Here is a 14,220-nt window from a genome sequence, read left to right on the forward strand (position 1 = left end):
CTCCCGCGCACGCCCTCAGCCCAGCGGAACCCCGGCCGCGGCCGGCGGGTCGACTGCTGCGCAGGCTCCGCGTGCGAGCCGACCAGAGCTGACGGAGATTTCGATGGATCTGATCCGCATCATCATCGCCATACTGCTGCCGCCGCTGGGGGTCTTCCTGCAGGTCGGCTTCGCCGGCGCCTTCTGGCTGAATATCCTGCTGACCCTGCTCGGCTACCTGCCCGGCATCATCCACGCGGTCTGGGTGATCGCCCGCCGCTGAGCGTCCCGCGCGTGCCGGCTCCCGCGGCCGGACGCGACCTTCCGTTGCCCTCGCGCAAGCGCCGATGCCCGCCGGGCAGGCGCTTTTGTGCGCGCCTCGACGGCCGTGTAAAGTCCGGCGATTCGCCGCGGAACCAAACACGCGCGCGACACTCAAGAACAGGCCGGTAAAACGGAGCGCCATGACCGCGCAGGTGCGCGGCGGCGGGTGCGGTGGCATCCGCCGGTGACGTGGCAGCCGGAAAGGAAACCAGATGAGCGATTCCTTCGTCGACCAGAACCACTTCAAGCGCATCCTCAACCGCAACGTGACCGTGCCGCTGGGCTTCGGCTTCCTCAGCGCGTTCTTCTTCTGCGCCATCGTCTACTACCTGCTCACCATCGGCCACTGGGTCGAGCGCTCGGTGCAGGGCGTGGCCTTCGCCCACGAGGCGCAGAAGATGCTCAACGACATCGAAGCCTCCATGCGCGGCTACCTGATCGCCGGCGAGGCGGTCTTCCTCGAGCCCTACCAGCGCGAGCTGCCGGAGTTCCGCGAGCAGCTCGCACACTTGCGCGAGTACTCGTCCGAGGATCCCCAGCAGCTCGAGCGCGTCGAGCGCATCGCCATGCTGCACGGCCAATGGCTGGACTTCGCCGAGCAGATGATCGCCCGGCGCAACCAGAACCTGCCGATCGTCGAGCAGGTGCAGAGCAAGCGTGGCCTGGAGCTGAAGGAAGAGCAGCGCCGCCTGCTCAACGACTTCATCGCCTACGAGCGGCAGGTGCGCGCCGACCGCACCGACATCAGCGAGATGATCACCACCGCGCTGATCGGCGGCTTCCTGCTGTTCAGCCTGATCTTCAGCGGCCTGCTGGTGTATTCCGGGCGCCGCGACCTGATGTCCCTGTCGTCCACCTACGCCGCGTCGCTGGCACGGCAGAAGGCCCACGCCGCCGACCTGGAGAAACAGGCCTGGTACCGCACCGGCCAGTCGCAGCTCAGCGACGCGATCATCGGCGAGCTGACCCTGTCGGCGCTGGGCCAGGGCATCCTCAGCTTCCTGTCGCGCTACCTGGAAGTGGCGGTCGGCGCGCTCTACGTGATGCAGGATGGCAAGCTGCAGCGCGTCGCCGAGTTCGCCTACGACAGCGACCGGCTGGAGCGCGACCGGGTCCTCGAGCTGGGCGTCGGGCTGGTCGGCCAGGTGGCCCTGGAGCGCCGGCCGATGGCCCTGCAGCAGCTGCCCGAGGACTACCTCAAGGTCAGCTCGGCGCTGGGCGCCACGCCGCCGCGCTCGCTGCTGATCGTGCCGGTGGAGGACAGCGGCATGCTCAACGCGGTGATCGAGCTGGGCTTCCTGCGCCCGCTGCGCGACGAGGACTGCGAGCTGCTGCGGCGCATCGGCGCCAGCATCGGCTCGGCGATCGAGGCCGCACGCTACCGCCAGCGCCTGCAGAAGGCCCTGGCCGAGACCCAGCAGCTGAACGAGGAGCTGCAGGTGCAGCAGGAGGAACTGCGTGCGGCCAACGAGGAACTGGAGGAGCAGTCCAGCGCGTTGCGCGAGTCGCAGACCCACCTCGAGGAGCAGCAGGCCGAGCTCGAGCAGACCAACGAACAGCTCGCCGAGCAGGCCGAGGCCCTGGCCCGCCAGCGCGACGAGATGGACGAGAAGAACGGCCGCCTGCGCGAGGTCCAGCTGCTGCTCGAAGAGCGCGCCGAGGAACTGCAGCGCGCCAGCCGCTACAAGTCCGAGTTCCTCGCCAACATGTCCCACGAGCTGCGCACGCCGCTGAACAGCTCGCTGATCCTCGCCAAGCTGCTGGCCGACAACCCCGAGGGCAATCTCAGCGCCGACCAGGTGCAGTTCGCCCGCTCGATCTACTCGGCCGGCAACGATCTGCTGACGCTGATCAACGACATCCTCGACATCGCCAAGGTCGAGGCCGGCAAGCTCGATGTGCACCCCGAGCTGACCCTGCTGCCGCGCCTGGCCGACGGCCTGCGCGGGCTGTTCCTCGCCCAGGCGCTGGAGAAATCGCTGCAGTTCGACATCGAACTGGCCGAGGGCCTGCCGGACAGCCTCTACACCGACCGCCAGCGCCTGGAGCAGATCCTCAAGAACCTCTTGGCCAACGCCTTCAAGTTCACCGAGCACGGCCAGGTCCGGCTGCGCATCGCGCCGCTGGACGACGGCCGCGTGGCATTTGCCGTCAGCGATACCGGCATCGGCATTCCGGCCGAGCAGCAGGGCGCGATCTTCGAGGCGTTCCGCCAGGCCGACGGCACCACCAACCGCCGCTACGGCGGCACCGGCCTCGGCCTGTCGATCTCCCGCGAGCTGGCACAACTGCTCGGCGGCTCGATCAGCGTGCAGAGCCAGCCGGGCGCCGGCAGCGTCTTCACCCTGGTGCTGCCGGCGCAGTACCAGGCGCCGGCGGCGGCTGCCGTGGCGCCGCTGGCAGCGGCCGAACCGCTGGCGGCGCTGCCCCTGCCGCCGGTCGCGCCGATGCCTGCTGCGCCGCCCGCGCCAGTCTCGCGCGAGCCTGCGCCGGCGGTCGTCGAGGCCGTCGCCGATGACCGCGCCGCCTACCCGTTCGCCGGTCGCGCGGTACTGATCATCGAGGACGAGCCACAGTTCGCCGGCATCCTGCGCGACCTGGCCCATGAGCTCGGCTACAGCTGCCTGATCGCGCAGAGCGCCGATGCCGGTTTCGAAGTCGCCAGCCAGTATCGTCCCGACGCGATCCTGCTCGACATGCGCCTGCCGGACCATTCCGGCCTCACCGTGCTCGAGCGCCTGAAGGAGAACCCGGCGACGCGACACATCCCGGTGCACGTGGTGTCGGTGGAGGATCGCAAGGAAACCGCACTGCAGATGGGCGCCGTCGGCTATGCGCTCAAACCCACCAGCCGCGACGAGCTGAAGGAGGTGTTCGCGCGCCTGGAGGCCAAGCTGTCGCAGAAGGTCAAGCGCATCCTCCTGGTCGAGGACGATGCCCGCCAGCGCGACAGCGTCGCGCGGCTGATCGAGGACGTCGACATCGAGATCACCGCGGTGGAGTACGGCGCGCAGGCGCTGGAGATGCTGCGCGACACGCTGTTCGACTGCATGATCATCGACCTCAAGCTGCCCGACATGGACGGCAGCGAGCTGCTCGAGCGCATGGCCCGCGAGGAGATCTGCTCGTTCCCGCCGGTGATCGTCTACACCGGGCGCAACCTGACCCGCGACGAGGAAGCGGCGCTGCTCAAGTACTCGCGCTCGATCATCATCAAGGGCGCGCGCTCGCCCGAGCGCCTGCTCGACGAGGTCACCCTGTTCCTGCACAAGGTCGAGTCGGACATGCCGCCCGAGCGCCAGCGCATGCTGAAAAGCGCGCGCAGCCGCGAGAAGGCCTTCGAAGGGCGCAAGCTGCTGGTGGTCGACGACGATGTGCGCAACATCTTCGCCCTGACCAGTGCCCTGGAGCACAAGGGCGCGCTGGTGGAGATCGCCCGCAACGGCCGCGAGGCGATCGACAAGCTGCACGCCGACAGCGCCATCGACCTGGTGCTGATGGATATCATGATGCCGGAGATGGACGGCTTCGCCGCGACCGAGGCGATCCGCCGGGAGCCGCGCTTCGCCAAGCTGCCGATCATCGCGGTGACCGCCAAGGCGATGAAGGACGACCAGGACCGCTGCCTGCGCGCGGGCGCCAACGACTACCTGGCCAAGCCGATCGACCTTGACCGGCTGTTCTCGCTGATCCGCGTCTGGCTGCCCAAGGTGGAGCTGCTCTGAGATGGCCGACCGCAACCTGGAGATCGAGCTCAAGTTGCTGATCGAGGCGATCTACCTCAAGTACAGCTACGACTTCCGCGAGTACTCGCCCGCCTCGATGAAGCGCCGGGTGCTGCTGGCGCTGCAGCAGATGCGCTGCGACAACGTTTCGGCGCTGCAGCGGCGCATCCTCTACGATGCGGCGGCGTTCATGGAGCTGCTGCAGTACCTGACGATCCCGGTCAGCGAGATGTTCCGCGACCCCGGCTACTTCCTCGCCCTGCGCCAGCAGGTGGTGCCGCTGCTGCGCACCTACCCGTCGCTCAAGGTATGGATCGCCGGCTGCAGCACCGGCGAGGAGGTCTACTCGCTGGCCATCCTGCTGCGCGAGGAAGGCCTGCTCGAACGCACCATCATCTATGCCACCGACATCAACCCGCGCTCGCTGGAGCGCGCGCGCCAGGGCATCTTCGCCATCGAGCACCTGCGCCAGTACAGCGAGAACTACCGGCGCGCCGGCGGCAAGGGCAGCCTGGCCGACTACTACACCGCGGCCTACGACTCGGCGATCATGGACAAGAGCCTGAAGGACAACGTCACCTTCGCCGACCACAGCCTGGCGACCGACAGCGTGTTCTCCGAGACGCAGCTGATCTCCTGCCGCAACGTGCTGATCTACTTCAACAAGCCGCTGCAGGACCGGGCCTTCGGGCTGTTCCACGAGTCGCTGTGCCACCGCGGCTTCCTCGGCCTGGGCAGCAAGGAGACGGTGGAGTTCTCCGGCTATGCCAGCCTCTACGAGCCCTTCGACAAGCAGGAACGGATCTTCCGCAAGCTATGAACCGCGAACTTGCAGGCGCTTCGCTCGCTGGCCGCCAGCCGCCGCTCGAAGCCGTGGTTATCGGCACCTCCGCCGGCGGCCTGGGCGCGCTGAGCCTGTTGGTCGACGGCCTGGGCGCGGCCTTCCCGTTGCCGTTGCTGGTCGTCCAGCACGTGCCGGCGGACATGCCGACCCAGCTGGCGGAGATCTTCGGCCGCAAGACCGCGCTGCGGGTCAAGGAAGCCGACGACAAGGAAGCGCTGCAGCCGGCGACGCTGTATTTTGCCGCGCCCGGCTATCATCTGTTGCTCGAAGGCGACCGCAGCCTCTCGCTGAGCCAGGACGAAGCCGTGCATTTTTCCCGTCCGTCGATCGATGTGCTGTTCGAGTCGGCGGCTGATGCCTTGGGGCCGGCCGTCGCCGGCATCCTGCTGACCGGCGCCAACGAGGATGGCGCGGCCGGCCTCGAGGCGATTCATCGTGCCGGGGGCCTGACCATCGTCCAGGACCCCGCCGAGGCGGAGGTGGACACCATGCCTCGTGCCGCACTCCAGCGCTTTGCGCCGGACCATATCTTGCCCCTGCGCAACATCCACCGGCTGTTGCGCGAACTGGAGTGACCGATGCCCGACCAGACCGTTGAGGCGAACCTGCTGATCGTCGACGACCTGCCGGAGAACCTGCTGGCGCTGGGCGCCCTGCTGCAGATGCCGGGCATCCGCGTGCACCAGGCCGAATCCGCCGAGCAGGCGCTCGAACTGCTGCTGCAGCACGAATTCGCCCTGGCCATCCTCGACGTGCAGATGCCCGGCATGGACGGCTTCCAGCTGGCCGAGATGATGCGCGGCACCGAGCGCACCAAGCAGATCCCCATCGTCTTCGTCAGCGCCGCCGGGCGCGAGCTGAACTACGCGTTCAAGGGCTACGAGAGCGGTGCGGTGGACTTCCTGCACAAGCCGCTGGACGCCCATGCGGTGCGCAGCAAGGTCAACGTCTTCGTCGATCTGTACCGCAGCCGCAAGGCGCTCTCGCGCCAGCTCGAGGCGCTGGAGGCGAGCCGCCGCGAGCAGGAGCTGTTGCTCGACGAGCTGCGCAGCACCCAGGCCGAGCTGGAAAGCGCCATCCGCATGCGCGACGACTTCATGTCGATCGTCTCGCACGAGCTGAAGACGCCGCTCAACACGCTGATCCTCGAGGTGCAGCTGCGCAAGATGCAGCTGGCCCGGCACAACCTCGGTGCCTTCAGCGAGGAACGCCTGCGCGGCATGGTCGACAAGGACGAGCGCCAGGTGCAGAGCCTGATCCGCCTGATCGACGACATGCTCGACGTGTCGCGCATCCGCACCGGCAAGCTGTCGATCCGGCCGAGCCAGGTCGACCTGGTGCGGCTGGTCGGCAACGTGGTGGAGAGCTTCGCCCCGCAGATGGAGGCCAAGGGCTGTGCGCTGCACTACCAGCAGTGCGAGCCGATCGTCGGCACCTGGGATGCCTTCCGCATCGAGCAGGTGGTGGCCAACCTGCTGACCAACGCCATGCGCTACGGTGCCGGCCAGCCGGTGCAGGTGACGGTGTCGCGCGAGGTGGACGGCGCCTGCATCCAGGTGCAGGACCACGGCATCGGCATCAGCGCGAAGAACCTCTCGCGCATCTTCCAGCAGTTCGAGCGCGCCGAGGGCAGCGAATGCAGCGCCGGCCTGGGCCTGGGGCTGTATATCGCCGAGCAGATCGTCAAGGCGCACAACGGCCGCATCCAGGTCGAGAGCGAGGAAGGCCGCGGGGCGCTGTTCAAGGTGACCCTGCCGCTCTAAAGGGCGCGGCAGCAGGGCGGGGCAGGGCCGCCGGCGCAGGGCCGGCGGCGACGGTTCAGACGATCGGCGCGCGCCAGTCGTCGGAACCGGAGGTGCCGGACACTTCGTGGGTCCAGACGATCTTGCGGTAGGTGAAGTAGACGTCTTCCAGGTGGGTGAAGTGCGCCATGTTCGGGTCCTGGCAATTGGGCATGCGCGACTGCACGTCGACGATCACCGCGTCTTCCAGCTCGATGGTGAAGTAGTGTTCCTGGGTGCCGGTGGCCGAGGTGCGGTACCACTCCAGGCGGCACTTGTTCAGGCGCTCGCCGGAAGTCAGGGCGTTGAAGATCAGCGGCGACGACTTGTCGAACACCTTGGTGATCATCAGCGGCTTGTGCACCCGCTGGCCGGTGGGCTGGCCGGACTGCGGGTCGCGCGGGATGATGACCTGGTGCTGGAAGGCCTGCACCAGGATCTGGTCCTCGTGGCCTTCCTGGAAGATGTTGCCGACCGAATCCTCGGTAAAGGTGCCGGCGGTGATCAGGCCCTGCTTGGTGCCTTCCAGTGACAGGTATGCGGGTGTTGGCATGATGCGCTCCTTGCGCTTGAGTAGCTGCCGGATATGGCGGGGCGGCTCAATCAAGTCCCGTGCCTGTTCGGGAAAATCATTTTTTATCAATAAGTTGGCTGGATGGCGTGAGCCGCGCGACGGAACCTTGTGCGCCAGCACGCGGGCCGCTGTGCAAGACCTTGCGCAGCCCCGGCGGAAAGCTGCGCAGCCCGGCTGCAGGCCGCGGTTCATGCGGGCCGTGGCGTCTGGGGCAGGCCCCGCGTCGGCCCGGCTGCGCAGCGCCTGGCGCAGCTACGACGAGCAGCTGATCGCCAGGTGCTTGCCCCACTCGGGCGGGCGCTCGGCGTAGCGTTCGCGCCCGGGCTGCTCGTCGAACGGCCGCGAGAGCACCGCGTGCAGCTCGCGCACCGGCGCGTAGTCGCCGCGCTCGGCGGCCTCGATGACCTGCTGGGCCAGGTAGTTGCGCAGGATGTAGCGCGGGTTCACCGCGTGCATGCGCGCGCGCCGCGCGGCCTGCTCGCCAGCCTCCGCCGCGACCCGCGCCTGGTAGTCGGCGGCCCAGCGGTCGAAGCCGGCCAGGTCGACGAAGTCCTCGCGCAGCCGCGCCAGCGCTTCGCCCGGGGCGCGCTCGCCGAGTTCGCGGAAGAAACCGGTGTAGTCCACCGCGCTTTCCTGCATCAGCCCGAGCAGGCGCTGCACCAGCGCCTGGTCGCCGTCCTCGGCGCGGGTCAGGCCCAGGCGGCGGCGCATCAGGTCCAGCCACTGCGCCTGGTACAGCGGCAGGAACAGCGCCAGGGTCTCCTGCAGCGCCTCCACCGCGACGAAGGGCGTCAGCGCCTGGGCCAGGGCGGCGAGGTTCCAGTGTGCGATCGGCACCTGGTTCTCGAAGGAATAGCGCCCGCTGTCGTCGGAGTGGTTGCAGATCAGGCGGGCGTCGAAGTCGTCGAGAAAGGCATAGGGGCCGAAATCGAAGGTGATGCCCAGGATCGACATGTTGTCGGTGTTCATCACCCCGTGGCAGAAGCCGTAGGCCTGCCAGTGGGCGATCAGGCTGGCGGTGCGCTCGAGCACCTCGCGAAAGAACGCCCGGTAGGGCTCGGGGTGCTCCAGGCATTCGGCGAAGTGCGCGCCGATCACATGGTCGAGCAGCTGGCGCAGGGCCTCGTGCTGGCGCGTGTAGTAGAAGAACTCGAAGTGGCCGAAGCGCACGTGGCTCGGCGCCAGGCGCAGCAGCATGGCGCCGCGCTCGGGGCGCTCGCGGTAGACGGTGGTGCTCGAGGCGGTCACGCACAGCGCCCGGCTGCTGGGAATGCCCAGCGCATGCAGGTGCTCGCTGGCGAGGAATTCGCGGATCGACGAGCGCAGCACCGCGCGACCGTCGCCCATGCGCGAGTAGGGCGTCAGCCCGGCGCCCTTGAGGTGCAGGTCCCAGTACTGGCCGGCCTCGTTGCGCACCTCGCCGAGCAGCAGGCCGCGGCCATCGCCGAGCTGCGGGTTGTAGGCGCCGAACTGGTGGCCGGAATAGACCATCGCGCGTGGCTCGGCGGTGGCCCAGATCTTGTGCCCGGAGAACAGTTGGGTGAACAGCGGCTCGTCGGCCTCGCTCGGCGGCAGGTCGAGCAGGGCCATGGCCGCGGGGCTGGCGACCACCAGTTGCGGGTCGTCCAGCGGTTGCGGCTCGATCGCCGTGGAAAACACATCGCCGAGGCGGGCGAAGCGGTTGTCGAAGGCGAGTTCGGTCAGGGTTCTCACGCGCGGCTCCGCTGTGGGGCCCCGCCGGCGGCAGGGCCAGTCTTGTCTTGGAGAGTAGCCCAGGCCCGGTGTTCCTCAGGCGGGATCGGCGGCGCCGGGCTGCTGCTGGCTCGGCTTGCCGGTCAGCTGGACCTGGAAGCCGGCGAGGTTCTTGAGGAACACGTCGACCTGGCGGAAGGCGATGCCGATGCCGGCGGCGTTGAACTGGCGGTCGATGAAGCGGTTGACCTCGTCGATCGTCGGGTTGCGGTCGCCCAGGTCGCGCACGTGCACGCGCAGCTCGTGGTCCAGGGTGCTCTCGCCGAAGTTGAGGAAGAACACCTGCGGCTCCGGGTCCTTGAGCACGCGCGGGTTGTCGGCGGCGGCCTGCAGCAGCAGCCGGCGCACCTGCTCCAGGTCCGAGCCGTAGGACACGCCGACCTTGATGGTCACCCGGGTCACGGTGTCGCTCAGCGACCAGTTCACCAGCTGCCCGGTGATGAAGGTCTTGTTCGGCACGATGATGTCCTTGCGATCGAAGTCGGTGATGGTGGTGGCGCGGATGCGGATGCGGCTGACCGTGCCGGACAGGTTGCCGATGGTGACCACGTCGCCGATGCGCACCGGGCGTTCGAAGAGAATGATCAGGCCGGAGATGAAGTTGGCGAAGATCTCCTGCAGGCCGAAGCCCAGGCCCACCGAGAGCGCGGCGACCAGCCACTGCAGCTTGTCCCAGCTGACCCCGAGGGTCGACAGCGTGGTGACGATGCCGACCCCGGCCAGGGCGTAGGAGAGCAGCGTGGTGGTGGCGTAGGCGCTGCCCTGCGCCAGGCGCAGCTTGGACAGCACCAGCACCTCGAGCAGGCCGGGCAGGTTGCGCGCCAGGGCCACGGTGATGCCGACGATCAACAGCGCGCCGAGCAGGTTGTTCAGGCTGATCGCCGAGGTGGTCAGTGTCTCGCCGCTGCCGCTGGTGTATTCGTAGAGGGTGATGTTGTCCAGGTAGGAGACCACCGAGATCAGGTCGGACCAGACCCAGTACAGCGCCACCAGGAACAGGCCGAACATGGTCAGCTGGGTCAGGCGCAGCGACTGCTGGTTGACCTGCTCGATGTCCAGCCCGGGCTCGCCGCTGGCCTCGACCGTATCCTGCTGTTCCTCGGTCTGGTTCTGCCGCTTGGCCAGGGCGCGCTTGTAGGCCAGCCGGCGCGCGGCGACGGTCAGGCTGCGCACCAGCGTGGCCTCGACGGTTATCCAGATCATCAGCAGGTAGAGCGTGTCGATCAGCCGGTCGGTCAGCTTCAGCGCCGTGTAGTAGTAGCCGAAGCCCACCGCCACGATCAGCGCCAGCGGCAGCATGCTGAACAGCAGGCCGATGAACAGGCGCAGGGGCGGGGCGTTCTGGCTCGACGGCCCCTTGAGCAAGAGGCGCGTCAGGCGCCAGCTCATCGCCGCGTAGCAGGCCAGCACCACGACGATGCCGAGCACGTCGTCGGCCAGGCGCGCCGGCTGGTGCTCGGCCACGCTGACCACGGTGACCAGCGCCAGCACGATGAAGCCCAGGCGGCGCATTTCGTCGCGCAGGAAGGCGACCTGCGGGCGCGACCAGCCGAAGTGCACCTCGGCCACGCGGTTCGGCGAGAGCATGCGGTAGGCGGTGTAGAACACCAGCCAGGCCTGGGCCATCTCGAACAGGGCGGCGCCGAGCACCGAGTTCTGCCCGCGCGCATCCATCTGCAGCAGGTAGCCGCACAGCGCGAGGAACAGCGCGCCGGGCAGCGCCAGGGACAGGTTGAGCAGCAGCGCCAGCGGCGTGTGCAGCTGGCTGTCGCGGCGGAAGTGGCCGATGTCGCTGCTCAGCGCGCTGAGCTTGCGGTCGATCCGGCTGCGCCACCAGAGCAGCGCGGCGATCAGCAGCAGCAGCGGCAGGAAGAACAGCGGCCGCTCCTTGAGTCCGGCGCCCAGTTCCTTCAGTGCCGCGCCCCAGGGCAGCGAGGCGAGCTGGAGCTGCAGGCGCTTCGCGGCGGTGGCGAACCAGTCCAGGTCCAGCGGCTTGTTGCTCGGGATCCAGAACATCTGTTCTTCGAGGGTCTCGCTCAGCGTGCGGGCGGTGTCCTGCAGCTGCTTCTGGTTGAGCTGCAGGGTGATCGAGGCGTTGAGCAGCTCGTTGAGCTCGCGGTTCAGCCGGTCGAGCAGCTCGCTGCGGGTGTTGACCAGCTCGAGCAGCGCCTTGCGCAACTCGGGGGTGGCCTCCTCGGCCGACTGCTGGGCCAGCAGCGTGTCGACGTAGGCGGCGGGGTTGCCGGCCTGCTCGCGGCGCTGGTTGAGCTCGAACTGGTAGAGGCGGATGTCGGCGATCTCGTCGGCCAGGTTCTTGTCGAGCTCGAGCTTGGGCAGCGCCTGCTTCTGCTGGTAGAGGATCTTGGACAGCAGCAGGCTGCCTTCGAGCACGCTGATCTGCTCTTCGAGCGCCTGGTCGCTCTGGGTGAGGATGTCCAGCTGCTGGCGCGCCTGCAGGTTCTGCTGGTTGAGCCGGTTCAGCCGCTCGGTGGCGCGCAGCAGGTAGTCCGACAGCTTGAGGTTCTCCGCGCTCTCGGCGGCCAGCAGCTTGTCCGAGCCGGCCAGTTGGGCCTTGGCCGACAGTTCGGCGACGGTCTGTTCCGACTCGACGCGGCGCTTCTCGTTGATCGCCTCCTGCAGCGCGCGGGTCTCCTGTTCGGCGCGGGCGATGCGCTCGGCCAGCAGGTCGCGGCGTGCCTTGCCCAGGTCCTGCAGCAGGCTGTTGCCGGCCAGCTCCTGGCGGCGCAGCTCGATCTGCGCGGTGAGCGCGGCGATCTCGGCCTCGATCAGGCCGCGCTGCTCCTCGCCGAGGCTCTTGCCGCTCTCGCGGCCGCCCTTGAGCTGGCCGTTGAGGGTCTGGATGCGCGTCTGCGCGCTGGCGATCTGCGATTGCGCGCGTTCGGGGCGGGTCTGCGCGGTGATGATCAGGCTGTTGGCTTCGGTCAGCTGCTTCTGCCAGTCGGAAAGTTCGCCCAGGCGCTGCGCCAGCCGCTGTTCGAGGGCCTCCACCGAGAGCCCGGCCTGGCGCTGCGCCGGGTCGCCGCCGGGGCCGGCCTTGAGCTTGGCGAGGTCGCGCTGGGCGGTCTCGATCTGCCGCGGCGCCTCGGCCAGCTGGCGGCGCAGTTCCTCGAGCTGCTGGCTGCTGGCCGCGGCCTGCTCGCGCTGCTGCCGGGCCTGGTCGGCCAGGCTTGGCTGGGCCGGCTTGCTCTCGGCCTCGGCGCCCGGCTGGCTGCCGGTCAGGGTGTCGAGGGTCTGCGCCTGCAGGGCGGGTGCGACGCAGGTCAGGGAAAGCAGCAGGGGCAGCAGGAAGGAGCGCAGGCGAGCCATGAAAACCATCGGGAAGGCGGGACGAGCGCTGAGTCTAAGGGCTGCGATTGGGCAGCGCGAGCCCGTGCGATCAACGACGGCCGCGCTGCCTCAGAACAGCAGCTGCGGGCCCGGTTTCTCGCCTTCGGGGAAGCGCAGGCCGACCTTGCGCACCTCGCCGCCCTCCATCGCCGCGACCGTCCAGGTCAGGCCGTTCCACTCGATCTGGTCGCCGACCACCGGCTGCCCGCCGATGCGCTCGGCCATGAAGCGGCCGAGCGGCTGGCTGCCGTCGACCTCGCCGAGGGCGAGCCCGTAGAGCGCCGCCAGGGCGCCCAGCTCGGCCTCGCCCTCGAGGATGAAGTCGCCGAAGAAGCGCATGTCCTGGCCGCGCTTGGGCGCCTGGCTGAACAGCTTGCCGAGCGCCGGCAGGTCTTCGTCGTGGCCGATCACGCAGAGGATGTCATCGACCTGCAGCCGCGTGCTGCCCGAGGGGTGCAGCAGTTCCTTGCCGCGGAACAGCGCGGCGATGCGCGTGCCGGGCGGCATCTTCAGCTCGCGCAGGGCCGCGCCGACACACCATTTGCTGGCGCTCAGGCGGTAGATGAACATTTCCCACTGGCTGGTGGTATGCACCTGCAGCCCGGTGCGCGAGATCGGCATTGGCGAGGGCGGCACCTCCACCTTGGCGCGCTTGGCCGCCCAGGCCAGGGTCGAACCCTGCAGCAGCAGCGAGACCAGCACGATGAAGAACGCCACGTTGAAGAACAGCTGGGCGTTTTCCAGCCCGGCCATCAGCGGGAACACCGCGAGGATCACCGGCACCGCGCCGCGCAGGCCGATCCAGGAAATGAACAGCCGCTCGCGCAGGTGGAAGCTGCGAAACGGCAGCAGGCTGAGGAACACCGCCAGCGGGCGGGCGACGAGGATCATCCACAGCGACAGCGCCAGCGCCGGGAGGGCGATCGGCAGCAGCTCGCTGGGGGTCAGCAGCAGGCCGAGCACGAGGAACATGCCGATCTGGCTGAGCCAGGCCAGGCCGTCGAACATGTGCAGGATGCCGGAGCGATTGCGGATCGGCCGGTTGCCCAGCAGCAGGCCGCAGACGTAGATCGCCAGGATGCCGCTGCCGCCGATGGCGCTGGAGAAGGCGAAGATCATCAGCCCGCCGGCCACTGCCAGCAGCGGATAGAGGCCGTCGGCCACCGACAGCCGGTTGATCAGTTGCAGCAGCAGCCAGCCGCCGGCCAGGCCGAGCAGGGTGCCGATGCCGAACTGCTGGACCAGCTTGAGCAGGAAGTCCCAGCTGAAGCTGGTCTGCCCGGCCAGCAGCATGTCGATCAGCGCCACGGTGAGGAACATCGCCATCGGGTCGTTGCTGCCCGATTCGATCTCCAGCGTCGAGCCGACCCGCTCGTTCAGGCCCTTGCCATTGAGCAGGTTGAACACCACCGCGGCGTCGGTGGAGCCGACGATGGCGCCGATCAACAGGCCCTGCAGCAGCGGCAGGTCGAACAGCCAGGCCGCGGCCAGGCCGGTCAGCCCCGAGGTGATCGCGACGCCCAGGGTGGCGAGGGAGAACGCCGGCTTGAGCGCGACGCGGAAGGTCGCGGTGCGGGTGCGCATGCCGCCGTCGAGCAGGATCACCGCCAGCGCCAGGTTGCTGATGATGAAGGCCAGGTGGTAGTCACCGAAGGCGATGCCGCCGACGCCGTCGACCCCGGCGAGCATGCCCACCGCGAGGAAGATCACCAGGATCGGCACGCCGAGCCTGGCCGAGAGCGAACTCATGAGGATGCTTGCCGCCACCAACAAGGCACCGATGAAGAACAGGTGATTGATGTTGCCGACGTCCAAATGCGCGCTCCGTTGGGGCTGTACAAATCGCGATCCCATGCTACCGACTGGCAATGCACGGGCCGTGCCAGCGATTGT

Annotated in this window: 9 protein-coding genes; 5 read left to right on the forward strand and 4 right to left on the reverse strand. The window is 68.5% G+C overall.

Going from position 1 to position 14,220, the window contains the following annotated elements; translation table 11 throughout:
- Window positions 1–103 precede the first annotated feature (103 nt).
- From L3N39_RS03115 to L3N39_RS03135, 5 genes are all read left to right on the forward strand, one after another.
- Complete coding sequence (locus L3N39_RS03115) at window positions 104–262, forward strand: YqaE/Pmp3 family membrane protein (protein ID WP_237255732.1); 159 nt, start codon at window positions 104–106, stop codon at window positions 260–262.
- Between the two features lie 253 nt (window positions 263–515).
- Entirely contained in the window at window positions 516–4,028 is a 3,513-nt protein-coding gene (locus tag L3N39_RS03120; RefSeq protein WP_237255733.1) for a response regulator, read from the forward strand.
- 1 nt (window position 4,029) lies between these two features.
- On the forward strand, window positions 4,030–4,848 hold the full coding sequence (locus tag L3N39_RS03125; RefSeq protein ID WP_237255734.1) for a CheR family methyltransferase: 819 nt from the start codon (window positions 4,030–4,032) through the stop codon (window positions 4,846–4,848).
- A complete protein-coding gene (locus L3N39_RS03130) occupies window positions 4,845–5,447 on the forward strand; it encodes a chemotaxis protein CheB (RefSeq protein ID WP_237255735.1) in 603 nt (200 codons plus the stop codon). The genes L3N39_RS03125 and L3N39_RS03130 overlap by 4 nt, the downstream gene beginning before the upstream one ends.
- Before the next feature lie 3 nt (window positions 5,448–5,450).
- The gene (locus tag L3N39_RS03135) at window positions 5,451–6,635 is read left to right on the forward strand and encodes a hybrid sensor histidine kinase/response regulator (protein ID WP_237255736.1); all 1,185 of its coding nucleotides are present in this window, start codon (window positions 5,451–5,453) and stop codon (window positions 6,633–6,635) included.
- A gap of 55 nt (window positions 6,636–6,690) precedes the next feature.
- On the opposite strand, the gene L3N39_RS03140 is transcribed toward L3N39_RS03135, so the two are convergent.
- The 4 genes from L3N39_RS03140 to L3N39_RS03155 all read right to left on the reverse strand — a co-directional run bounded on the left by L3N39_RS03140 (window position 6,691) and on the right by L3N39_RS03155 (window position 14,142).
- On the reverse strand, window positions 6,691–7,206 hold the full coding sequence (locus L3N39_RS03140; protein ID WP_237255737.1) for an Hcp family type VI secretion system effector: 516 nt from the start codon (window positions 7,204–7,206) through the stop codon (window positions 6,691–6,693).
- 273 nt (window positions 7,207–7,479) lie between these two features.
- Window positions 7,480–8,940, reverse strand: coding sequence for a protein adenylyltransferase SelO (gene selO / locus L3N39_RS03145; protein WP_237255738.1), 1,461 nt, complete (start codon window positions 8,938–8,940; stop codon window positions 7,480–7,482).
- A gap of 75 nt (window positions 8,941–9,015) precedes the next feature.
- On the reverse strand, window positions 9,016–12,306 hold the full coding sequence (gene mscK, locus L3N39_RS03150) for a mechanosensitive channel MscK (protein ID WP_237255739.1): 3,291 nt from the start codon (window positions 12,304–12,306) through the stop codon (window positions 9,016–9,018).
- A gap of 90 nt (window positions 12,307–12,396) precedes the next feature.
- Complete coding sequence (locus tag L3N39_RS03155; protein WP_237255740.1) at window positions 12,397–14,142, reverse strand: potassium/proton antiporter; 1,746 nt, start codon at window positions 14,140–14,142, stop codon at window positions 12,397–12,399.
- Window positions 14,143–14,220 lie beyond the last annotated feature (78 nt).

Source organism: Pseudomonas oligotrophica (assembly GCF_021726475.1).
In the GTDB taxonomy this organism is placed as follows: domain Bacteria; phylum Pseudomonadota; class Gammaproteobacteria; order Pseudomonadales; family Pseudomonadaceae; genus Stutzerimonas; species Stutzerimonas oligotrophica.

Bases quoted from the DNA above. Each gene is read 5' to 3' on its own strand.
- L3N39_RS03115 (WP_237255732.1), top strand. From the start codon at position 104: ATGGATCTGATCCGCATCATCATCGCCATACTGCTGCCGCCGCTGGGG.
- L3N39_RS03120 (WP_237255733.1), top strand. From the start codon at position 516: ATGAGCGATTCCTTCGTCGACCAGAACCACTTCAAGCGCATCCTCAAC.
- L3N39_RS03125 (WP_237255734.1), top strand. From the start codon at position 4,030: ATGGCCGACCGCAACCTGGAGATCGAGCTCAAGTTGCTGATCGAGGCG.
- L3N39_RS03130 (WP_237255735.1), top strand. From the start codon at position 4,845: ATGAACCGCGAACTTGCAGGCGCTTCGCTCGCTGGCCGCCAGCCGCCG.
- L3N39_RS03135 (WP_237255736.1), top strand. From the start codon at position 5,451: ATGCCCGACCAGACCGTTGAGGCGAACCTGCTGATCGTCGACGACCTG.
- L3N39_RS03140 (WP_237255737.1), bottom strand. From the start codon at position 7,206: ATGCCAACACCCGCATACCTGTCACTGGAAGGCACCAAGCAGGGCCTG.
- mscK (WP_237255739.1), bottom strand. From the start codon at position 12,306: ATGGCTCGCCTGCGCTCCTTCCTGCTGCCCCTGCTGCTTTCCCTGACC.